The organism is Endozoicomonas euniceicola (assembly GCF_025562755.1).
Lineage (GTDB): Bacteria > Pseudomonadota > Gammaproteobacteria > Pseudomonadales > Endozoicomonadaceae > Endozoicomonas_A > Endozoicomonas_A euniceicola.
Map to the genome: position 1 here is coordinate 1,954,947 of NZ_CP103300.1, position 24,821 is coordinate 1,979,767.

Here is a 24,821-nt window from a genome sequence, read left to right on the forward strand (position 1 = left end):
GCCATTGTCGTCTTAAACAAATTATTCAGACATTCTATTCAAGAATATTTGTGAAAAACGGGAATATCTACCAAGCTTTACTCTGTCTATTTTTCTGCTTTAGAGCCTTGACCTGCCTATCAGTATAAAAATGAGAGTTAATTTTTAGTTTACCGGCTCTCCCTTTTTTAAAGGCTCTATAAATGTTGTTGAGGTTGTCGTTATGCCAAACCAAAACCCAAACCTGTCCCTGCCAAAAACCATCAGTATCGTAAAACTCGATCCCCTGGACATTACCGATGTTGTTTCTCTTTACCTGTGGAAAGAGACCAGGTTTCGGTCAACCAAGACTTCTGATGACATCCAGACTTTCCCTGTCACCCTGTACACAGACTCTAAAACAACCTGCCTGGGACTATTAAACGATGAGGTATATAACGGGAGTAAAGATCTGCTAACCCATTCCGGATCGAGCCTTGTGGAGAATACAGCATTAGAAAAACTAGCTTTCAACGAAAGAAAGAAGATTATCAGCGATGCTCTATCGGACGATGGAATCCTTGATATAGAAAAAATAACAAAAACTCTGTCTGATCAATACGGAAAAGCAGAGGAAATAAAAAAAATACAAACGCAACAAGCTCGATATATCGATACCCTGAAAAAAATGGGTATCACCATTGTTGATATGGCTGACAAAGAAAACAACCCTGCCAGGCGGATTGGGGGAGACAGAGGTGGCAAACTCTACTCCATGGTCGCCTATTACCTGGGAAGTACAGAACTGGCAGAAAGAGCCATTCGATCCTATCTGGTGCTAAACCCGGCGGGCATTAACGTTCAGCTTGGGACATACCCCCCGCTGGATGCAAACAGAATGAAACACTCAGCTCTGTCACAGGAAAACCGCCTAAGCACTTACCTTAACAAAGCAGCAGGAGCCTCACTGCTTGCAGATATCGCTGGAATATTATCAGCCAGCAATATTATACCGCCACTGGATGGCGATGAAATAAAAATACTCGATTCCCTTAAAGCACCCTATAGAAACAGAGCACCTGCTAATTCAGGTTATTTCGATAACCAGGAATTGAACAAACACTTTGCAGACAAGGACATTGCGGTTATTGATAAACTGTTCAATCCGATAATGATAGGGCGACTGGAGCAGGCACTGGGAACTAATCCTGCCCATGCCCCCATTGCCATCTTCACCAATGAGCTCGGCGCGGATGCCGACTATATACTCAAGACGGCCGGTATCGTTGTTTCACTCCCCATACCTAAAAGGCAGAAATCTTTAATCTCAGACCAGTTGTCTCATCTTGAGACGGTGTCTGAGTCGAGTGACGGAAATACTCAACTAAGCGTTATCGGGGATGGAGATCTTACCGAAGCATCAGTAGCCGGCTTAAAAGAACTCTTTTATTTGGGTCCCTACGGTACCCCAATTAGCGAAACTGACCCTTTCGGTGAACTGTTAGGTCGGGATGCATTAAAGGGCGGTAGCAATAGAAGGGGAATAACACATTACCTTAATAAGCAGAACTTGCTCTATTATGAAAAAGGTAATCTGCATTCAGACGCATCAAGGAGTAATCACTATAACGCCAGAGATAAAAAAATCATTCTGGTAATGAGCAGAAAACCTGAAGTACTCATTCAAGCCAGGCAAGAGTATTTAAGAAACCCTGAAAAGACAGTCGTTTATCTAAGGCCGAAATTAATTAAAAAAAGAATCAAAAAACACGCAGAAAACATTTTATACCCTAGTACAATACTTAGCGGAACACCTTTTCAACCCACAAAAGATACTACTCTGTCCATATTAACTGAATATTCTACAGATCCAACAGAAACCGAAATCACCTATCAGTACATCCGTGATTTTGCAAAATCTATTTTTGGAGGTTCAATAGAAGAAAATTATAATAGCCAGGGCAATGTTATTATAAATAATCTGGACTTACAGACTCTGCATTCCGAAACACCTCAGCAGGGGAAGGAGTATCTCCATTACGACGACCTGTGCAATAAGCTTGTTGACACTAAAAACGCCGGAGTGCATTTTTTATCTGCCCATAAAAAAATATACACATTAAACTATAAGTACCCTGACTATGTGATCACTCCTCTCAGGCAGCATGACAATAGAGAAGTAATCCAGAATAGCTCAACGCTGATAGAAAAACCCTTACTGCTCCTGCCTGGCCAGGATAACCAGAATCCACGCAAGGGGACATTCAGGCAGACTCCAGATAGTGACGGGGGCTTGACTATAGAACTAATCGCTGATGTTTTCGGTCTTAGAGAACTGATCAAATTTAATCTGGCCCAAAAAAAAATAAACAGTATTGTTATCAAGGCTGATAAGCAGGCTCTTCTGAAAGGATTTAAAGTCTCATTCAAGTCTGCACTGAATAACAAAAAATATCAGACATTCATTGGTCACCTTGAAGGTATTTTCGAAAAACGGGAGCTACGACCATTAAAAAATTTAAATGATTACTGGGAATATAGCTTACACATCGCTTCATTTCATCAGTTTTTTACTTCTGCCCGGGGAAAAGTGATTGCAAACAACATACTGAGTGCACAAATCGTTGATCAGATGCCCGATTCATTACCTTCTGATAAAAGACCCATCCTCCTGTTACCGAATCAGGATAACCAGAGCACTGACAGGGAAAATTTACAATACCATATTAACGATGATGGCAGCTTCAGAGTATCAGTCTACGGCGATGTTTTTGGACTTAGAGAACTGATCAGGTTTAAACCAGAAACTAAAACAATACAGCACATTGATGTTGTCACAGACAACCCCAGACTTCGGAAAGGGTTTAATATTGCGTTCGAGTCCGCGCTTAGGTACAAACAATATACCCCTTTGATTAATGAATTGAAAAACACTTTCGATGACAGGGAGCTTGTACCTCTGGAGGCTTTGAACGAAAAAAAACGGAGATACAAAGAAAACAGCGCCTCATTCCATAGCTTCTTTCTTTCTGACACTGGCAAGAAATGTGTTAAAAGAATATTAGGCTTACACGCCGATGATCAGATTCTCTATAATCCTCTCCCCGATCCGGAATCCGACCCATTCTCAGGTGGACAGGTTCCCCCCACAAAAAGTCTGTCATGCACTGTTAATGATGACAGAAGCCTGAACATAAGAATGACTGCTACCCCTGACGGTCTTTATGACTTGATCCATTTTAAACTGTTCAACTACCAAATCAGTAGAATAGACATTTATAGTGAAACCCCCCAGCGACGTGAAGAGTTTAAAGTTACGTTTGAGTCTGTGCTGACGAACGACAAGTTCAGTCTGTTTAAAAAAAAGATAGAACTCTTGAGCGATACCTGGCTGACATCGTTTCTTAAGCTTAGAACGAACTATGCTGGGAGGACTGTTAAATTTAAAACATTCTTTAGGTCCCAGCCGGGCAAAGCCCTTATCGATAATATGTTCACGCCACCGGCTGACCATCCGCCCCTGCTTCCGCCGCATCCCGGCACAGAGCCCCGTTTGCTCCTGCCTGGTCAGCGCCCACAAACAGAAAACTTGACGTACACAATCGAAGACGAAAGTCTTCATATAAAGGTACGTGCTGACGTTTATGGTTTTAAAGAACTGATTTCTTTCACAAAATATAATCTTGGCGTCTCTCGCCTGACTGTGCTGGACAGTAACCCACAACTCAGGGAGGGGTTTAGAAATGCGCTCATCATTGCCACCAAGGCAGAAACATTAAGTAAATTAATGAAGCCGCTGGAATACATTTTTGATGAAAAGGATCTGACTCCCCTTCACACACTGAGCAGCAATGAATACAGACAGATAAGTAAACCGTTCAGAACTTTTTTTGAATCCACCCAGGGCAAAGAGATTTATAATTCTGTACTGGCGTCACTGACCAGTGATGCTGCCCCTCCTGAACCTCCCCTGTTACCTGAGCCTCCCGGGCCATTAGAACCCCAAAGCCCGCAGGCAGGACCTTCCGGTGAATTCCTGCCCGATAACCAGCGTCTCTGGTTTAGCTTAACCCAAGAGGATTTGGCCTCTGTCAATTCGGATGACCTTGATACATCAATACTGATGCCAAGTGACACCGAAGGAGACGGAGACAGCGATATACCCGTAAAACAAAGTAAACCCAAAAAAGGGGGGGTAACAAGTGAGAGTGGGGCGATTTCAGGGAAAGAACCTCCCCGCAAAAGAATCCGGCTCAGCCCCCCGCTTTCTCTCCGGGGAATGATACAACCCGAAGATAACACTCAGGCTTCCACATCGGCTTCTGTCAGCAGCCATTCGGGTGATCCTTACTCATTGCCAGCTTCCTCTCCGCAACAGGAGGTGAGCAAGGATTTCTCCAACCCCATACCCATAATGGTTCGCCCGGGCACTCTGAGTGAGTCATCTCCACAACATGGGACTGGTAACGATGGCGTTGAAGTGGGGCGTGCTGACACCAGTGATGGCAATATTCTGTCCGAGACACTTACTGCGGTTCAGAACCTGACGCAAGAAATTCATTCCCTGGCCGAAAATATCGAGCCTTTCATGGAACGCTCCATAACAGCTATTGACGATAGTCAATTACAGCACATCAACAGAATAATTATCAGGCTCAGGGAACAACTCCATCAAAACGGAAACAGCACCTGGCTTATGATTGATAACAGGTCGTCTCTGAATGACATCATTGATCTTCTGAAGCTAGACCTGGCGGAACTGAGTCAGGAGGCTGCCCGACGACCCGCCGTGATGACACTGAGAGAGAACGTTCAGGCCCTTAATTTACAGGTAACAGAGTTTCTCTCGCTGGAAAGCAAGTCCAATGACCAGGAAAGGCAAGCTGTTGAGAAGCTATTTGGCAATATCCTATTTGGCGATATCAATGCGGGCTGCTCTTCTTCCGGTCGCCAAAAACGCGATACCAGCTGTTCGAGGCCGGACCCGGACTCTTTCGGGAAAAAGGCCGACCGGTTTGTCCAGCGCCTGTTCCGACGCTCCAAATCTCCCAGAAGCATCTTTACTCTCCCCGGCACCCGTTATTCCAGGGTGGACATTGGCGCACTCTCTGCCAGACCCGGCTCCCTTATGGCCAGGATTCAGGCAAAACTAAAATGGCAAAGAAGCTTTCGCGCCGATGCCGCTTTGAAACGTAAACCCGTGCGCGGTTTCCATACGATTGTTGCCCTGGACGTTGACTCGTGGCTGTCGGCACAGCAACAGGGCAAGAACAACCCCAACACAGAGGCCCTGCTCTACAGGCCGGAACAGGGCATATTGTTATCTCCCTATGGTGAGTCGGTCACCCGCATACCCGGCGGGGCTTACAACAGTCTCTCGCTTGTGGGCAAGCTCGGCAGCATTGATCCCGGTGCAACCCCCAAAGCAGAAATGCTCAGAGGGTTTATCCGTGAATTCTGCCACCAGGAAAGCATCGGCTCCGTTCTGATGCAGAATACCGATGGCGACAACGATGCTTTTAAAGGCTTTATAAAAGATTTTACCCGGCTGCCCAAAACGGTTTTTAACAACATCGGCAGCTTTCATTTCAAGTCAGCCCATGAGAAAAATGCCCCGGAATTTCTACTGCGAGCCCATGAGAGCAGTGTCATCCGGCTATCATCACCAAAGAATCACAATTCGCTGCATCCCCGCCTTGATCCGGTGGCTTACCGCCGATTCAGTCAGGCCATGGCCCTTAATGGGCTACCCAACAAGGTCAAGCCTCTCTCGGCACTGATCAACCCCCAGTCTGACCAGCCTCTGACTGCCAGCCTGATGTCAAAACACCAGAAGGCAGAAGCACTGGCACTGGCTTTTACTAATACAATGTCGTCCATTTACGAAAGCAACAGGATCAGTGACGACTATATTCCTTTACTCGACACCCTGAGAAAAATGGACCAGGGCTGGCAGATGGAATTTATTCATCCTGTTACTAAAGACAGGAAAGCCACCTCGTTTACCTCCGACGTGGTTCACGACGTCAAAGTCAGTCTCGGCTCGAAAAAGCTTAACCGTGCCTTCAAGTCTTTCTCCCGCAGACTTAAAAAACTCACGACCAGTAATGCCAATACACGAAAAGGGCTTTTCCTGCTGTCGATGCACGACGGCGCTCAGATGGTAATGGGCTGGATGAAATCCGGGTTCTTAATGGACTCTGTAGAAAAAACGCCCGGGATGAGCGACTCCCTTTACAAGTCTCTCCAGGCCCAGAGTTTCGTCAATTTTGGCCTTGGAGTCATCGAAGCCATAGAGATGGTTGAGGACTTGTCCAAAATCAACAAGCTTTTCAACCCATCAAAGACCACTAATGCTATCCGCCCCTTGCAGCCGGGCAAAGCCATAGGGGGGAGTAAAGTCACACTCACCCCCCCCAAAGGGCTCAAACTATCGGGGAAATCCCTTAAGCTTGCGGGCCGGTCCCTGGGGCCTCTTCTTTCAGTGACCAGCGCCGGCCTGAGTACGCATATCTGGAAAGAGACCAAAGATCCGGAGATGAAAAGTCTTCAGGAAAAAAGGATGATCATGGAATGGGTTGGAGTGGCAGTCAGCTTTGTCGCTTTTGCCGGCCATATCGGTCTGGCCATCGCTGCGGCCTTTGCCATTATCTCCTTTCTGATAATCTCCCTGATTAATGGAGATATTCAGGCAAAGATTCTGAAAAAAATGGACCGCCAGATAATAGATGCATTGAACCAGGGTGACAAGTTTTTTAACACCCTCTATCAGCAGATGGACACATCACACCTTTTTGACATGATTCCTGAGGAGATCATTAACCTGGTCAGGCACTCGGCAAAGTCTGAGGGTACGGGCATGTATATAGGCGTTCGGGAGCTTGACCTGATTAAGAAAACCCTGAAACTCGCCCGGATTATGATTAATACCTACGATTATGAAGTTGAAGAAACTGCCGGGGAAGGGGAAGGCTATAAATACGAGGGGACATTCAGCTCCCGGGGCAGAGAAGACCTTGTAGCCAACTACCTGAGTACTGACTGCAAGTCCGGCAAACGGTTAGACAAGTACCAGTGCGAAGACGGTACATTCCACCTCGGCTCCCTGATGCCCCAGGGCAACTCCACCCTCGTTATGCCGATGGTGCCTGACTGGAATTTTAACCCGTTTTTCGTCAAGTACGATAAAAAAAGAATTAAAGTAGCGCACACCACGACAAAGGACTTGTTCGATGCTGCCAGTGAATCGAACCCGAAAATAAAACAAGTCTACAAAGACACAGTCTGGGTTAGGGCTACTTCACGGAGTATCGGGAAAAATAAAGAGTTCGCACACATTACTGCCGGTATAAAACACATCGAGTACCTGGCATCCAATACCACCACACATCTGGATGACAAAAACCATCAGATAGTATTTCCTTATTCCAGAGACCATGAGGGTCTGATCACTTATCGGTTTACCATCCCCCAGGGCAGTGAGACAATCAATTACCTGCATCTTATGGTTCCGACAGAAAAAGAATTAGCCGACTTTGCGGCCAAAGATAAAGCTGAGGCTGAAACCAAGGCGAAACTTAAGGCGCATCTGACCAAACACTTTCAGTCGCAAAGAAGGCCAGTACATCCCGAGCAGGCAGAGATGGTGGCTGATGAGCGAGTGGAATCCATTCGCCCGATGATTACCCGGGAGGAAGGGCTGCCCTACAGAAACATTGTTATTGACATGCCCAGGGACACCCCGGTGCAGTGGCTTCTGCCCCATAAGAAAGACCAGACGCTTGAATGCACAAAAGAGTCCACCGACGAGAGTAACAACTGCAAGATAACGTTCGACCCTGATAAGAAGACTCTCACCCTGCAGCTCCGAAGAAGTCGCCTTACCTTTAACGGTTACTGGCCAGACGCTGAGGCAGACAAACAGTATCGCATTGTTATTAAGGAAAAAAACGGGGTGATCTCTGTCAGCCCGCACTATGAAGCCCCTCATATCAAAATGCAGTTGCTTAAATCCAGTCACCACCTTACGGATATCGAAGCCCGTCGCCGGTGGCTCAGGCAGTTAGTTCAGACTTACCCTCCGGCTCAGCGTTTTCTGCCCGTCTCCCTGCTCAATTGTCCCGCAAACCAGAAGCTCCCTTTTGCTCTGTACCGGCAGAACATCGATCTGTCAGAGAGTCAGTACAACTGCTTTATGCCCCTGACACGAACCGGCTCCCCCATCAAGAAAGAGATGCTTGAGCGAACCTCTTTATGGTTTGATACCAAACACAATGTAGAAGTGTTGCTGGTTCTTCCAAAGTCCGCCGTAGGAAAGCAAGTGGTGCCCGTGGGAGGAGACCCGAAGCACAATTACTTCTTTTACGCCCCCAAAACCGAGATGATGTACTCAGGGGAGACACTGAACGCAGGGTTTAAAAAAGTCTACGACCAGGACTACGCCTACATCTATAAGGAAGCCCCGGGATTTGCCCACCCGGTATCTTCTTTTGCCCCCATAGAGAAACCCATTGACCACTCTCCGGATGAAGCGCCCCACAGCTTTGTAGTCACCACGAAAAAAGGGGTCGGATACACGCTTTCCGCCAACCCGCCCGGCAAGGTTCTGTCTTTACCGGTGTTTATTAACACCGAATCCGGAGCTTTGGACGAGGCTTTCAGTCAGGTGGCTGAATTCAAGAACATCCTGCCCCTGTATATCAATAAAACCAGGAACATCAATGACGTCACCCAGAGCGGCTTTTATGACCCGGCTAATAATATTGCCCTGACGTATATCTCCAGTCGGTTTGACTTCTACAGTCGCCAGCACTTTCTTGATGCGTGTTCACCATGGTCAGGGGCGCTGGACCTGGTGTTTAAGCCCGAAACGCAAAAGCTGTCACTGCTTGAGCTGAGTACTGGTGGCAGACGAAGGCAGAACCCCACTTACCATTGCTTTCAGCGCAACTCAACCGGCACGCACCTGGTGTTAACCACAGACACCCGACAGGCCCTGCGTCGGGATCATATTCCGGTGCACCGCTTCCGCCGGGGGGCGGATGTGTACTATGTGATGCTCAGCAGACTGTCTGGTGACCTGTATTACATCAAGATAAACCAGCCTGAAGACAGTACGCGCCAGATCATGCCCGACAGTGACTTTGATTTTACGGTCATTGCCCTGGATAACAGTTATAAAGACCATCTCAAAAACAGCCGGAATGGGTCGTCCGCCGACAGGCAGGCATGGCAGGACGCCCGGTTTACCGAGGTGCTGTCCCAGGACAATGGCTTGATTGCCTATACCCGGGGTGGCTACATCCTGTACATCAGTAATGACAATATGGAGGCTTCCACCTTGCTGAAGCGGTTTGCCTCATCCGAGTCTTACGAGTTTGATAAATGGTTTACTGCAGATAGCAGGACGGTTCCCGCCGACCCCGTAAGAGCCCTTAATTTCAATAAATTGCCCTCCCGTTCCGGCGCAAGCCTGGTGGGCCTTGATCTTGGCCTGATAGCCAACAGAGTCTTTGACCAGTCATTCGGCGGCGGCAGCGCTCCGGAGACAACATGGAATCAAACGACAGCTGAAAGGTTTATCACAGCCCTGAAACGGGAACTCAAGCGTCTCTCTACGCAGTTTGAAAAAAAATGGGGGTTCGCCGGTCCTGACCTGATCAGACTATCGGCCACGAACACCCTGCGGGATATTGCCCCCCTGGCCTTTCTGAAACAAGCAGACTTCTGGTTCGCACCCGATGACAATGCACTGCTGGCTCTCCCCGGGGGCAAAAAAATGCGCTTTGTCGGGGAAAACGATGAAGGGGTCCTGGCGCTTGAAAGCGAACCGCTCAGTCTGCCCTACCTGTTTCGGTATCAGCCAACCCAGGTATCACCTACACCATCAACATCAACATCAACATCAACATCAACATCAACATCAACATCAGCATCAGCATCAACATCAACATCAGCATCAGCATCAACATCAACACCAACACCAACACCAACACCAGCATCAACGCAGGCTGATCACCCTTACTGTCAGGGCAACACCTATCTCGATGCGGCACTGCCCCGGCCATTTGACGGGCTGATCTCTGTTGCCTGTAAAGATATCAGTGATGCGTCACCCGCAGATTACCAGCTGAATCTGTTTAACGACCTCTGGCAAGGCCGCTACGAAGGTTTTCAGTTTGAGGTATCGAAAAAGCACAAACTGCTGACGGGTTTTGACCTGACCAAAAGCCTCTCTGGTAACACAAAAGAAATCTGGTACAGCTATCCCGGCTTGCCGTCCGGAGCGTCACTCAGCCGCAAGCGGCTGCATCTGAAAACCGTGCTGGACCAGGCACTCAAGCGCCTGCCCGACACCCCACTGGCAGATTACCCGAAGCAGTCACTGTTATCGCTTGATCTGGGGGATAATGTACGGGGACTCTACACCCATAAGGGTTGGTATGACTGGCAGCAAAAACGGCTGTTTATTAGCCCACCCAGTTATGAAAGGGATATCCTGCACCTGATTGGTAGCCGGAACTCTGACACCAGTTCCGGTCGTCCTGTCACTGGCTATTGCTATAACCGGAGCAGCGGCAAGTTATACCGTATTGGCCATTCAGCCCCTTTAGTCCTCCCGGGTGAATACGATGACCTGTCCATTGTTGATCAGGATAATAGCGATCAGGCTAATGGTGGTCAGGCTAAAATCCTGCAGATTGTCGGCACCGACAAGGACGACCTGTTTATTCCATCCTCTTTATACATGGACCGGATTTATCCTGAGGGCGCAACAAATGCCATGACACTGCGCACCGACTTCAAAAAACCGAATGAACTGATTTTATTAATGGTTGGCAAAAAGGGAACTGACCGGTTCACGATTATGCCTGACGACCTGCGCTATTTTAAACAGGTCGTCATTGAACTCAACCTGGCCACGCCCCAAACCCCCGAAACCCCCAACGTTATTCATATCCATGAGCCTTCACACCTCTACGCCGCGCTGCAGAGAGGGTCTGACCTGGTATTGAAGAATCGTTATGAACCAGAAGCCGGCGAGATTGTTATCAAGGGCGTCTGGCCCGGGCTGGACGGTTACCCCCTGGCTCCGACACAAATAAAATTCAGCGACCTGCGCTTTTTTCTCGGTGTCCGCAGCATAGGCCTTGATGAATTGTCCGATACCTTAGTGAAACACAGGAAAGGCATCTTCTTTGCCCTGGTGGTTAATGACGATATGCCAGAGATCACCAGCTACCGGGTTTCTCCTACTCCGGAAGCCCCTTTGTTTATTGACCTGCTTCCCGGTTTCAAGGTCGTGCCCGAAAAAACGTCCGACGGAATCGTGATCAACTTTACAGGCTCAGGTAGTGACAGTGACAGTGACAGTGATAGCGACAGCGACAGTGACAGCGTTGAAAATAGAGTCAGTCGAAAAATAACCCTGCCCGGCGACACCGTCATGAACAGCAGTGTGTTTATCCGGCAACCGAAGGCACGCTCTGTGCACAACCGGGTGTACCGCCCCTTTTCATTTGATGACCACTCCGGATTACGCCACGGCACGGCAGACGTACGCCTGCGCGATCATGTCGTGTTGCGTCATGATCGCTGGTTACGCTGTGATAAACCCCATCCGTTGCCCAAGGGCAGCAAGTATGTGAAATGCGTTGCCATTGAAGCAAATGCTATCGGTCATCAGCTGGTCTCCCGTGTCCAGCTGGACGACCCGGACTTTATTCCCGGAGCGGAGCAACGACCGACCCATGTCTGCCTCGACAAACCGGACAAGGCGGGTGTCTATCCGGTGTACTATGTTTTTTATGGCATCAACGATCCCGGACAACTGCAGTTCAGCTTCGGAAGGACAGAAGGCGCCTATCGCTGGCGGGCCTGGCAGGGGGCGGTACCTGCCGGTGAGGGAGTCGTTGCCAACCACCAGCCAGGCTTGAATATCAAGCTTGTCAACGACCGGAACGAATCCTCAATCTACCGGGTAATACTCGGCGGTAGTATCGAACTCCACGAATTAGAGGGGGAACCCCCCCAGTGGCAGGCTTCTCTGACTGATGATCATTATACCCTGGGGCCTATTGATACACGAAAGGCTGCCTTTAACAATCTGCAGCCTCTCCTGTTTCTGGCATTACGTGAACAACAACCTCGCCTGGATGGCGTGATACTGACAGGGGGGAACACCAACCAGGTAGTCAGCCTCTCTCATTTGGCGTCGATGCTCAGTAATGCGGCACCTTTACTGTTCACGAAAGCCTCTGAAAGTGACAGTGCGCTCATGGAAGGTAACAGCCTGAACAATATTCTGTACTGCGGTAAGGATTGTTCTGTAAAGACGATCAGGGGGCGCAGAGGTGATGACCTGTTGATACTGGGCGGACAATCCCCCAAACCCGGGAGACAGCCCACCGCCCAGCCCGGAAACAGGAATCATTGCAACAGTTCGACTTACAATTCCCACGACAGGGTGACTCTGAAAGGGGGAATGGGAAATGACCTTTATTTCATCGAGGCATCAGCCCGGCCATCCAAAATTCATGATCCCCACGGACAGCACACCGTGTTTCTGGAAGCGGGTGCGGATGTAGACCTGCGCTCCCTTGGCAGCCAGAGCCTGACTCTGTACCTGGGGATGACAAGCGACCAGGTGCTTCCGGTGCTGTGTGACAAACGAACAGGGGCGTCCCGGTCGTTACGGCAATCCGACGTATCCGAGGTAAAGTCAGGCTCTCAGGGAGAGCCCCGTTGGGACAATCATTTCCTGAGGCTGACCTCCGGTACTACCGGAGAAACCATCGCTCTGCTCAATATTAATACGCTCCGGAAACTGAATTTTCACGACAGGATTATCTCCAACCCAAAAGAATGGGTGACCGGAACCAGCCAGCCCCGGAGCGATAAGCAAGACCATGACGAGCTTAGTCTTATCAGTAAGCTGGTTGAAGGAGCGAAGGATCTGGTCAGGCTGCTGTTGCCCGGGTCGCAAAAGGTCATAGCCGATACCTGCCTGGCCAACAATAATGCCCTTTACACACCACCAGCCGCCGAACACTTCAGTAATGCCGAGGTAAACAGGTCAGTGCTTAAGCTGGTGCATTTTATGAGCAACTTTGAGCCGGAGGAGGCACAGGGTATTTTGCCGACAAGTTCGACCAGTACAGCCTTTGCCGCAACCCGGGGAATTACTACGCCCCCGGTCAACTCGACCAGCACGGGCTATACGCCAACGACCTTCGGATAACGCTTAACGCGATTCCATCGCCCTCCCGCCTCGAGGCTGTCGTAAAGGGCAGCGTATAGGGAGGACGATGGGATACTGGTAGGCCGTCGTTTGTTGGTTCAGAGGGGCTGAAATGGATCAATGTATTTAGTTTTAGAGAATTTTACCGTTTGATAGCTATGCGGCCAGGGCTGGTCAATAACCCAGTAATAGCCATAGTGCCCTAATTTGGAATGCAGGGTAACGATGAAGAACTCATGACCCGTTTCATGCAGGTGTGAAAGGCCGGGAACAGGAAAATCGTAATAGTACTGGTTATCAGCACTTTCCAGAGGATGTTGCATTTTTGACAACTCCGGAGCGTGATGACAGATATGAAGCGCTTTTTTCTCTTCCCGGGACAGGTTATTCAGCCCGGGAAATGACGGTGATAACCGTTGCCAGCTTTTCGCCGTTCTGGTAACAGCGGAATTAGCAGTGGACGGACTACCATCCGATTTAACGTAGGAAACCGGGGTGGCGTGAAGTTCCAGTTTTTTGGTGTTGACGTTATAGATCAGCTTGGGCAGCAACAGCGTGTCGAGCTGGTCTACTTTGACCCTTAGTGCCTGATGAGGAAACTTCATCGTATGGTCTTTGAACCATTCATGGCACTTTTGGTAGAGTTCATTCAGGTCAACGGACGTATTCGGGGTGTCTCTGGCAGGCTCACAGATAGCACGTCCTACAAACTTCATAAGAACAGCTCGATCACTCTTTCTTGGGTAAATGTACTCTCCACGAATTATCTTAGGTTTGAGTACGACTTCAGAGCCAGCGTGTTTGTCGCTGTTGCCAGAATCAACCTCATAAGTAATTTTCGGGAGCACGGACATGCTCTCTTCAAAAGCATCATAATCGGGGGCATATTTTACCAGGAGAGCTCCACCTATTACTCCGGCGGCCACCATAGAAATCAAAAGCATATATTTATTAGCATGTGCCTGTTGAGAGGGAACTGCCGTGACCAGGCAAAGAAGAAGAACAGGCAAGCTTTTTCTGAACTGAAAAAAAGGAGCTGTTTTTGGATACATCATAAATACTCATTCCTTTCTGTTTTGATATTAAGCAACGAGTAACAATAGTTGAGACCGGGTGGGATGAGAGAGAAATTGTTCGAAAGGAGCAATAAACACTCGATCAACAGCATCAAATACTTTGTTATTTACAAACTTGCTTCGGCATTTCCTGATAAACTTGCCGTTACTGGAAAATAGTTATAAGAAGTCAGTAATGTCTGTTCAGGAAATCAAAGCCTCTCTGTCTCTGTCCCTGGTATTCATGTTCCGCATGTTCGGACTGTTTATGGTACTGCCTGTGATGGCGCTGTATGCCGATCAGCTCAGCGGCGCGACTCCACTACTGGTGGGCCTTGCCATTGGAGCCTATGGCTTCAGTCAGGCGTTATTACAGATACCATTTGGCTGGTTGTCAGACCGGGTAGGTCGTAAAAAAATTATTATTTCCGGCTTATTGCTGTTTATGGCGGGAAGCCTGGTGGCTGCTTATTCTGAGTCGATTCAGGGGGTGATTCTGGGACGGGTTCTGCAAGGCTGTGGCGCCATCGCCGGAGCGGTGACAGCGTTGCTGGCAGACCTGACCAGAGAACAGTATCGTACTCGCTCCATGGCGATTTTTGGTATGGGGATCGGGTTGTCTTTCTGTCTCGCCATGATGCTTGGGCCTGCTATTGCTGCCAGCTGGGGGTTATCGGGTCTGTTTTTCAGTAATGTCTGGCTGGCTGCTGTCGGCATTTTGATTGTGCTGCTGGTAGTGCCTTCTGCAGTGACACGGCGGCAGGATTTGAATTCATCCGTTAGTAAAAAAAGCGTTCGACAAGTTTTACATAACACTGAACTGCTGCGTTTGATGTTTGGTATTTTTGCCCTTCATTTCATCGTCATGGGACTGTTTATGTTTCTGCCCCGTGAACTCGAAAACACTATGAACATCCCCCGTGCGTCACATGGCTGGGTGTATCTGGTGGGGTTGCTGGGCTCTTTTATGGTGATTATTCCCTTTATTATCTACAGCGAAAAGCAACAACGTTTAAAGCAGTGCTTTGTGACAGCGGTTACCCTGTTGTTAGTGTCAATGGTGTTTATGGCGCAAGTGGGGGAACATCGCTGGTTGCTGATTTCTGGATTACTGGTATTCTTCGCCGGTTTTAATTTTCTGGAGGCGTCTCTGCCTTCGCTGGCCAGCAAGTTATCCCCTGCTGGCACCCGTGGTACCACCATGGGACTGTACTCAACCTGTCAGTTTGCCGGGGCAGCCCTGGGTGGGGTTTTGTCTGGTTGGGGTTATGAGTACTGGGGACTGAACGGGGTGTTGATGGTCTGTGCAATTCCCACTGCACTCTGGTGGCTATTGTCTGTTACCATGAAGCATCCCCCCTATGTCAGCAGTATGGTAATGGCACTGAATCCTGCCAATGGTCAGGATGCCGGCTCAATGAGCCGGACGCTTGCCGTTATCCCCGGGGTTGAAGAAGTCACGGTTCTGGGCAGGGAACGAACGGCCTATTTGAAAGTGAACCGCAGGACACTCGATATGTCAGCGCTGCGACAGTATGGAGAGTGTTGACCAGCCCGGTTGACAAGAGTCGACACCTGCTGACACATTGATGAAACCGTCATGAGTAAGTGTTGTCTATTGATTACAGCCATGAGCGGTTTTAACAGCCATGAGCGGTTTTAACAGCATGAGCGGTTTTAACAGCATGAGCGGCTTTTGGCTGGTTGCTCTCGATAGCAAGCACAACATTTACCGGATATATAATATTGGAGAATTTAGATGGCACGTGGTGTTAACAAGGTCATTCTGATCGGTAATCTGGGCGGTGATCCGGATGTCCGGTTTACCCAAAATGGCAGTGCGATAGCCAATCTTAACGTGGCTACCAGCGAGTCCTGGACAGACAAAAATACCGGTCAGCGCCAGGATCGCACCGAATGGCATCGTGTTGTGGTATTCGGCAAGCTGGCTGAGATTTGTCAGCAGTATCTGCGCAAAGGTTCCAAGGTTTACCTCGAAGGTAAACTGCAAACCCGTAAGTGGCAGGACCAGCAGGGTCAGGATCGTTACACCACCGAAGTCGTGATTGATTTCGGTGGCCAGATGGAAATGCTGGACAGCCGTCAGGACGCTGGCATGGGTGCTGCACCAAACCAGATGATGGGTGGAGGCTACCAGCAGGCACAGACTGCCCCACAGCAGCAACGTGCGCCCCAGCAGCAGGCTCCACAACAGCGTGCGCCTCAGCAGCAGTACGGAGCACCTCAGCAGCAAGCTCAGGCGCAACAGCCTCCTGCGCCAGCCCAGGCTCCCCAGCAGGCCGCTCCACAACAGCAGCAGGCTGCACCTCAGCCAGCGGCGGCAGGGTTTGATGATTTTGATGATGACATTCCCTTCTAGGCACTGAGTTGATGTCACTTTGTTAAGGGAGCTTCTGGCTCCCTTTCTGTTTTAAGCAAATTAAGAGCATTTACATATATTCAATTTAGTTATAAAAAAATAATTATTATTTATTTCTGTTATTCATAGTGTACTGATAGTCTCGCCCCTGCGTTCCACGAAGCAACGGTTAATATCAAAAAATGCTCGTTATGCAGCTTTATTCAGGTCATTACATGTTCAGATTTTGCCCAGACAGGCTCACTCCCTGTTGTTGCTGAGATTTCAGATAAATCTGTGAACAGCGGTCTTCAGCCAGAATAACCATCCATTCAGTCGCCACCCGGAAAAGTCTTCACTATCTTGTGAACGTTGCTACGAATGCGTGTGCCCTGAACCCGCTCACAGACCTTAAAAATAACCTTTCCGTTTTATTGGTTCTCAGGAGTCGTCCATGAATCTCTATGTAATGTTCAACGTCGGCATGATGTTGGTGATGATTTTCTACCTCTACCGGCTCCAGAGCCGGCATATAAAATTCACCCGTCGTGTATTTATTGCACTGGGGCTTGGTGCTGCATACGGTCTGATATTGCATTGGGTATATGGTCCGGGCTCGCAGACAATAATGTCATCTATCGAGTACATTGATATTGTCGGGCACGGTTATGTACAACTGCTGCGCATGATTGTGACACCGCTGGTGATGGTGTCGATTATTACAGCCATTCTGAAGCTCAAAGGTAGACAGTCACTGGGTAAAATCAGTGGTGTCAGTATCGGAGTGCTGTTGTTTACGGTGGCAATCGCAGGCCTGATCGGCGTAGGCGTTTCACTGCTGTTTGGTCTGTCAGCAGAAGGGCTGACAGCAGGAGCCAGAGAGCTGGCCCGTGCCGAGATACTGACTGACCGCCTGGGAACTGCCGAACAGTTGTCTATTGCATCCATGTTGGTTGATGCGATTCCTGCCAATCCATTTCAGGATATGGCCGGTTTGCGTTCTACCTCTATTATCTCTGTGGTTATTTTCTCGGCTTTCATTGGTCTTGCAGGACTGGGAATCCATAAGAAAAAACCAAAGCAGGGTGAGTTGTTCGATAAGGCGATGGAAGTCGCACACTCTGTGGTCATGCGCATGGTGACCGTCGTACTTCGTCTGACGCCTTATGGTGTACTGGCTCTGATGACCAAAGTCATGGCCACCAGCCATTTTGATGACATTCTGAACCTGATCAACTTTGTGCTGGCTTCTTATATTGCGTTGCTGTTGATGTTCGTTGTGCACCTGGTTCTGATTGGCTTGATGGGCGGTAACCCGCTGACCTTTGTGAAAAAGGTGATTCCGGTGCTGAGCTTTGCTTTTACCTCTCGCAGTAGTGCCGGCACCATTCCTCTGACGATTCAGACGCAAACCCAAAGCCTGGGAATACCAGAAGGCATTGCTAACTTTGCAGCGTCCTTTGGGGCAACTATCGGTCAAAACGGCTGTGCAGGTATTTACCCGGCCATGCTGGCAGTCATGATTGCGCCCACCGTAGGCATCAACCCTATGGACATTTCTTTCATCTTTACACTGATTGCCACCATCGTGGTGGGATCATTTGGTGTTGCGGGCGTGGGAGGCGGGGCAACGTTTGCCGCGCTCATCGTACTGTCTTCCCTGAACCTGCCAGTGGCTCTGGCGGGTTTGCTGATCTCCATTGAGCCCCTGATTGATATGGGTCGTACAGCACTGAATGTAAATGGCGCCATTACTTCAGGGTTTGTCACCAGTCGTTTATTAGGTGAAGCGGATATGAAAGTCTATAACTCACCTCAGGAACTGGAGATGGATTTGGAAACGCTTTCCTGAACGTTGCAAGATAGCCAGGTGCCACAATGGTGACAGACTTGCGGCTATTGCTACTGCAAAGGCAGAATATGCAGGTAGTCATAGCAAATCATTAAATAATAATGTCTAAAGTTACACTGGAACAATGGCGGATGCTTCACGCGGTTGTTGAACATGGAGGTTTTGCCCAGGCTTCCGGCGCTCTGCATAAAAGTCAGTCAACGATCAGCTATGCCGTCAACAAGCTACAGGATCAGCTGGGCGTGCGGATTCTTGAAGTACGGGGGCGCAAGGCTGAGCTAACAGAGGCTGGCAGGGTAATGTTGCGTCGTTCTCAGGTTCTGCTGAAAGAGTCTGATGCCCTGGAAAAAATTGCAGGCAGTCTGTCCATGGGGTGGGAAGGTGAATTGACGCTGGCAGTTGAAGTGCTGTTTCCCTACCCGGTTCTAATGGACATTCTGAACGACTTTTCACAGGTATCACGCAGCACTCGCCTGGAGCTGGTGGAATCGGTACTGTCCGGAACCACTGAACGAGTGGTTTCAGGTCAGGCTGATCTGGTGATTACCGGCGTTCTGCCTACCGGCTTTCTGGGTGAAAAGCTACTCTCCATAAGGTTTGTGCCCGTTGCCCGTTTTGATCACCCCCTGTTACAACTCGACAGAGCCATTACTGAGAAGGAATTAAAACAACAGCGGCAGATTGTTGTTCGTGATTCAGGCGTTAAGCGCAATAACAGTGCTGGCTGGCTGGGCGCTGAAGAACGTTGGACCGTCAGTAATATGACGACAGTGGTCAGATTGTTGGAACAGGGTCTGGGTTTTGCCTGGCTGCCCGAACACTACATTGAAGCGCAGCTGGAAGCCGGAACCATTAAGGTACTGCCTCTTGGGTCAAAAGGGTCAAAAGGGTCAAAAGGGTCAAAAGGTTTAAAAGTTTCAAAGGGTTTAAGAGTAGTGCCTCTGTATATGGTTTTTCCTGATGATGACAACGTCGGCCCTGCCACTCAGGCGCTGGCAGAAATCGTCAGAAAACATTGTTGTCGTTTTGAGATGTCATCATTTTGAGAAGGGGGAACCGTGGATCGTAAGGCACTGAGATCAGCGTTAAGAGGTCGTCGTCGTGCGTTATCGGAGTTTCAGCAGAAACAGGCTGCGGTTGGGGTGCTGAAACAGTTAAAACAGTTACCAGAGTTCAGTAGAAGCCAGAAGCTTGCGGTGTATCTTGCCAATGACGGTGAAATCAGTCCTGAGTGTATTGTGCGTCATGCCTGGAATGAAGGTAAAAGCTGTTATCTGCCAGTATTGGATAACCACGATAAGACGAAAATGCACTTTCAGCGATACACTTCAGAGACCGTTCTGTTGCCTAATCGTTTTAATATCCCGGAACCCATACTCGACCTATCATTGTGTATTCCAGCCACAGAACTGGACCTGGTTTTAATGCCCCTCACGGCTTTCGACGTGTCTGGCGGGCGCCTGGGTATGGGTGGTGGTTTTTATGATCGAGCTTTTTCATTTGTCAAAACAGCCACTAAGCCGGTTTTAATGGGGCTGGCTCATGAATGTCAGAAGATAGAGTCGGTTCCCATGGCGGACTGGGATGTATTGATATCAGGTGTTGTTACTGAGGACAAAGCCTATAAAGCGTTAAAACAGTTGCCGAAATAGGGGGGGAAGTAATGCGGAGATTCTATAGTGTCGGTTATAAGTGGCAGCTTAATTGATGGTATCATCCAGTTCCATGATCCTGAAAATCGAGCAAAAACTGCGGCGATCGTAATCGATGAAAAAGATTGCCCGTGTATATCTGAAACTTTTAGAAACAGCGTAACCAGAAAGAAAAGTCAGCAGGTTGTGCTACGTTTTTGCAAAGACTTAGGATGTGAAATCATTGTCGTGTATGAACGTGAGGTGTTAGAAGCCTTGCACATTTATAGCATTATTGGAAGCCCCGATTTTTCATGTATAAAGCAGGCTGAAGGCGTACTGGCTTCCAGCACTACTCCCTCTCTGATGACCTATATGAAACAGCACCACATAACCAGCCTTGTAGTCATGGGGTCATATAGTTCTTTCTGCATTAAAGAGTCATTGATAGGCGGTTGGGATGATGAACAGTACTACCCGGGTTTACTGAACAAAAAAATAACAGTGCTGTCATCTCCGGCATTAATAGGGCCCTACCACCCTGAAGCCTATAGACTGAAGCCAAAATTTAGTTCTTCAGCGACTTCACATGAGTTCTTAAAGCCTTTGTCGAGACTTAATAAGGATTGGCCTGTCTTTACTTTGCACCCTGGAATGAGGTTCTATACAAAAATCAGATAGTGGTCGCACCGCCCACTTGCATAGCTCGCTATAAAAAATCAGCCTCTGCAAGTAAACATCATGTGTCGTTAAAGGCTAATTTATTTTCTATAAGCCTAATCAACATTTGGTCATTGTCAGCTGCTAAGGCTTTGACGAAGTGCCGCCAGAGCATTGTTGCCCGTTAGTTTTTTCTGTTCTTCCGTGGCTTTTTCACCAAACCCTGAATAGGCCAGATCTTCCTGGGGCAGCTCATCAAGGAAGCGGCTGGGCGTTGTATCAATGACCTCGCCGAACTGTTTGCGCTGGCCTGCCAGGGTCATGGTCAGTGATTTTCTGGCGCGGGTAATACCCACATAAGTCAGACGACGTTCTTCCTCGATATTGTCCTCTTCAATACTGGTTCGGTGTGGCAGCAGATCTTCTTCCATGCCCATCATAAAGACATGGGGGTATTCAAGGCCTTTGGAGGCATGCAGGGTGAGCAGTTGCACACGGTCGGCGTCGTCTTCCTCTTCCTGTCGCTCCATCATATCCCGCAGAATCAAACGACTGATGGCGTCTTCGAGGGTAGCGTCCTCATCACCCCGTTCAAGGGACTGTTGCAGTGAGTCGATCAGAAACCAGACATTCGCCATGCGCTTCTCAGCACCGGCTGGTGTAGCCGTTGTCTGCATCAGCCAGTTTTCATAGCCACAGTCGTCGATCATTTCCCGAACCGCTTTGAGGGGGTCTTCCCCGGTCCGTGACAGTCTGGTGATATTGTCCATCCACTCAGTGAAGTCCCTGAGTTTTTTTACATACTTGGGAGACAGTTCTTCCATCAGGCCCATTTCCTGACAGGCAGCGTACAGGCTTAACTCATGCTCACTGGCATAATTACCCAGTTTTTCCAGGGTGGACGGGCCAATTTCACGGCGGGGAACATTGACAATGCGCAGGAAGGCGTTGTCATCGTCCTGATTCACCAGAAGGCGCAGGTAAGCCATGATGTCCTTGACTTCTGCCCGGGAGAAAAACGACGTGCCACCGTTAATATGGTAAGGAATCTGGTGCTGTTGCAGTTTCATTTCCAGCAGGCGGGACTGGAAGTTACCCCGATATAACACGGCATAATCACGGTAATTCCTTTCATGCCTTAGCCTTTGGGTGAGAATCTCTGTGGCAATGCGTTCACACTCGGCATCGTCACTTTTGCAACGAATGACCCGAATAATATCCCCCATTCCAAGATCACTCCACAACGTTTTCTCAAACACATGAGGGTTGTTGGCAATCAGGGTATTGGCGGCTTTAAGAATACGACTGGTGGAGCGGTAATTCTGTTCCAGCTTGATCACCCTCAGGCTTGGGTAGTCATCTTTCAACAGTGCCAGGTTTTCCGGCCGGGCGCCCCGCCAGGCATAGATTGACTGGTCATCGTCGCCTACCACGGTGAGTTTGCCGCGGGTACCGACCAAAGCGCTGATCAGTTCATACTGGGCACCGTTAGTATCCTGATATTCATCCACCAGCACGTAGTGTACTTTGTTCTGCCAGCGCTCAAGAATCTCCGGATGATGCCGGAACAGCATCACCGGCTGCAGGATCAGGTCATCAAAATCAACAGCGTTGTAAGCTTTAAGGGTTCGGTTGTAGTGTTCATAAACCCTTGCCGCCAGTTGTTCATGGGGCTGTCGGGCGGCCTGCATCGCCTCTGCGGGTAATACCAGATCGTTTTTCCAGTTGGAAATCGTGTGCTGCACACTGTCGACACTGTCTTCGTCAGCACCCATTTCCCGCTGCATCAGTTCACCAATCAGTGCGTGGGCATCCTGGGCATCAAAAATGGAAAAGCCGGGTTTATAACCCAGAGCCTTGTATTCACGACGAATCAGGTTCAACCCAAGATTGTGAAAAGTTGAAACGGTCAGACCGTGGGATTTTCGCCCCTGAACCAGTTTACCAACACGCTCTTTCATCTCCCGTGCCGCCTTATTAGTAAAAGTGACGGCAATAATATTGCGGGCATTGATGCCACAGGTTTGGATCAGGTAGGCAATTTTGGTGGTAATCACACTGGTTTTACCACTGCCTGCACCTGCCAGAACCAGTAAAGGGGTATCAATGTATTTGACGGCTTGAGCTTGTCGGTCGTTAAGTTTATGCACTGGCGGAACAATTATCGTGGGTTAAATAATCGATTATACCAGTTATATCGCCAGTGGTTGCTATTCAAAAAATAACAGATTGGTCAGTGAGACTGACGAACTTACGGCAAGAAAAACACTCTTTTATAAAAGCACCTGCATTCTGCCCTTTCTTTCTGCACCGCACTGGACTGAGGAAAGACACAATTATAAAGGAGTATTTTATGAAAATATCGCAACTCATCCTGATCCTCCTTTTAACATTCTCCGCCAGTGTCTTAGCGAACCCCTCTGAAGGCGTTAATCTGAATGCTCCACAGCTGCAACCAACCGGATACTGGTCAGAAGACGTAAAAGCGCTCCTGGCCGATAAAAAGCACATTCTGATTGTATCCGGTCATGCAAACGCAGGCCTGGGAGACTACAGCTACGGATGGAACTTATATCATCATCTGTCAGAAACTTATCCCAATCACCCGATAACAGTCCTGTTTTACGGTTCTAAGAACGACAAATCAAAGGTTCAGAAGTTGTTTGATATCGACTTGAAAACAAACAGGAACATCATCTGGATGACGGTGGAGTACGAGGATACTGAAGAAGGAGGCGATTACGCTAAAATTCGTTCAGATTTTTCTACGGAAACCAGGCAGGCATTAAAAAATCTGGAGCAAATGGATAGGAGCAATAGGGTGACCGTTTTCATCGCCTCAAAACTTTACTATGTTAATGCACTGCTCAAAAAGGTTCAGGTTACCCCCGATCTTAATATTAACCACCTGTCCGCGTTAAATTTCAGTTGCCCTGAAGGGTACCCATGGGAAGTATTTACTGAATTTCTGTCAGGTATCGGGTATACCGGGAATATCACTGACAAAAGCAACACACTATTTAATGATTACTGGCTGACAGATTGTAATTATTACGGCAAATTTCTGACTTATACTTTGAGTTCTCTGTCTCTCATAGCTGAAAAGCTTGACTTAAAGTCTCACATAGCTAAAAAGCTTGGCTTACAGTGGGGTTATAAATTCGGGCTATCATCTGATCATGAAGCGGGTTATTCCGACAGAACACTTGGATTAATGCTATCAGAAGAGTTGAAAACAGAATCTGAGGACTATCATGCAAACACAACCAGTCAGCGATTGGCGACTCTTGAAAAAAAAATTCCGGTCAAACAGAAATGGCTGGAGATACTGACCGGTGAGACTGACAGAGCCTGCCAGTTACAGTGGCTCGAAAACGATGGTTCTTACTTTACAGGCTACATGCAGGATGTTTTATCCCAACTGGAATTCATTGCCACAACCGCCCCAATGGCTGCGCCAGACAAAGATCTGAAATATATCCTGAATATGGGAGACATGATTGCCTGGGCAGATTATATGTACAAAGACAGCCATGTGACCTTGGGTGACTCCCTGAAAAAACAGATGATTGAGCGAAGTGGTGTGCTTGAACCCATCTTCAGGGACAATAACATAACCCGCCTGGTTTACTGGTCAGAAAAAACAGGTAAACATGAGTATGCTCTGGGCGAAGGGGGGAGGACACTCTGGATTATTAATCCATTTCCCCTGCCAAAAGAGCAGCTGCACATGCTGATGATCGCCTCCAGACAACCCGTATCAGCCTGTACCGGTGATCACTCCTTTTACGATGTTCTGGCAACAGGCAAGGTCGCCTTTCATGAGGAAGTACCACATCTTTTTGACTTGCACCAGCGACTGGCTAAGCTCGCTGAGCAAGAAGGGTTTATTGAGGTAAGAGATTATTTCAATACTTTCAGGGGCGACGAAAAAAGACCGCTCATAAAAACAATGACCGATACGGGTGAGTGGGCTCGCTTTGTCGAATACCTGTACAACAACGAAAACGCATACAAAAAGCTGCCCTCACTGTTAGCCCCTTATTTAAGTGAGTAAACGGTTAAT

The 24,821-nt window shown here is 48.5% G+C and carries 10 protein-coding genes; 8 read left to right on the forward strand and 2 right to left on the reverse strand.

Going from position 1 to position 24,821, the window contains the following annotated elements; translation table 11 throughout:
• Positions 1-202 precede the first annotated feature (202 nt).
• Positions 203-13,198: a hypothetical protein gene (locus NX720_RS07330; RefSeq protein WP_262600392.1), complete on the forward strand. Its 12,996-nt coding sequence runs from the start codon at positions 203-205 to the stop codon at positions 13,196-13,198.
• 98 nt (positions 13,199-13,296) lie between these two features.
• On the opposite strand, the gene NX720_RS07335 is transcribed toward NX720_RS07330, so the two are convergent.
• Positions 13,297-14,142 carry a hypothetical protein gene (locus tag NX720_RS07335; RefSeq protein WP_262600393.1) on the reverse strand — a complete coding sequence of 282 codons (846 nt, stop codon included), beginning with the start codon at positions 14,140-14,142 and terminating at the stop codon, positions 13,297-13,299.
• 307 nt (positions 14,143-14,449) lie between these two features.
• Here NX720_RS07335 and NX720_RS07340 point away from each other — a divergent pair, with 307 nt between their 5' ends.
• The 6 genes from NX720_RS07340 (at position 14,450) to NX720_RS07365 (ending at position 20,776) form a co-directional block, all read left to right on the forward strand.
• Positions 14,450-15,802: an MFS transporter gene (locus tag NX720_RS07340; RefSeq protein WP_262600394.1), complete on the forward strand. Its 1,353-nt coding sequence runs from the start codon at positions 14,450-14,452 to the stop codon at positions 15,800-15,802.
• Between the two features lie 210 nt (positions 15,803-16,012).
• Entirely contained in the window at positions 16,013-16,633 is a 621-nt protein-coding gene (gene ssb, locus NX720_RS07345; protein ID WP_262600395.1) for a single-stranded DNA-binding protein, read from the forward strand.
• 433 nt (positions 16,634-17,066) lie between these two features.
• Complete coding sequence (locus NX720_RS07350; RefSeq protein ID WP_262600397.1) at positions 17,067-18,464, forward strand: L-cystine transporter; 1,398 nt, start codon at positions 17,067-17,069, stop codon at positions 18,462-18,464.
• Positions 18,465-18,595: 131 nt separating this feature from the next.
• On the forward strand, positions 18,596-19,510 hold the full coding sequence (locus NX720_RS07355; RefSeq protein ID WP_404831053.1) for a LysR family transcriptional regulator: 915 nt from the start codon (positions 18,596-18,598) through the stop codon (positions 19,508-19,510).
• 12 nt (positions 19,511-19,522) lie between these two features.
• Entirely contained in the window at positions 19,523-20,116 is a 594-nt protein-coding gene (locus NX720_RS07360) for a 5-formyltetrahydrofolate cyclo-ligase (protein WP_262600400.1), read from the forward strand.
• Between the two features lie 27 nt (positions 20,117-20,143).
• Positions 20,144-20,776: a hypothetical protein gene (locus tag NX720_RS07365; protein WP_262600401.1), complete on the forward strand. Its 633-nt coding sequence runs from the start codon at positions 20,144-20,146 to the stop codon at positions 20,774-20,776.
• Positions 20,777-20,892: 116 nt separating this feature from the next.
• Here the strand turns inward: NX720_RS07365 and rep are convergent, their stop codons facing one another.
• A complete protein-coding gene (gene rep / locus NX720_RS07370) occupies positions 20,893-22,905 on the reverse strand; it encodes a DNA helicase Rep (protein ID WP_262600402.1) in 2,013 nt (670 codons plus the stop codon).
• A 203-nt stretch (positions 22,906-23,108) separates the two neighbouring features.
• On the opposite strand from rep, the gene NX720_RS07375 reads away from it, so the two are divergent.
• Complete coding sequence (locus NX720_RS07375; protein ID WP_262600404.1) at positions 23,109-24,812, forward strand: hypothetical protein; 1,704 nt, start codon at positions 23,109-23,111, stop codon at positions 24,810-24,812.
• The last annotated feature ends 9 nt before the right edge of the window (positions 24,813-24,821 follow it).

Coding starts and splice junctions, on each gene's coding strand:
- NX720_RS07330 (WP_262600392.1), top strand. CDS start 203: ATGCCAAACCAAAACCCAAACCTGTCCCTGCCAAAAACCATCAGTATC.
- NX720_RS07335 (WP_262600393.1), bottom strand. CDS start 14,142: ATGCTTTTGATTTCTATGGTGGCCGCCGGAGTAATAGGTGGAGCTCTC.
- NX720_RS07340 (WP_262600394.1), top strand. CDS start 14,450: ATGTCTGTTCAGGAAATCAAAGCCTCTCTGTCTCTGTCCCTGGTATTC.
- ssb (WP_262600395.1), top strand. CDS start 16,013: ATGGCACGTGGTGTTAACAAGGTCATTCTGATCGGTAATCTGGGCGGT.
- NX720_RS07350 (WP_262600397.1), top strand. CDS start 17,067: ATGAATCTCTATGTAATGTTCAACGTCGGCATGATGTTGGTGATGATT.
- NX720_RS07355 (WP_404831053.1), top strand. CDS start 18,596: ATGCTTCACGCGGTTGTTGAACATGGAGGTTTTGCCCAGGCTTCCGGC.
- NX720_RS07375 (WP_262600404.1), top strand. CDS start 23,109: ATGAAAATATCGCAACTCATCCTGATCCTCCTTTTAACATTCTCCGCC.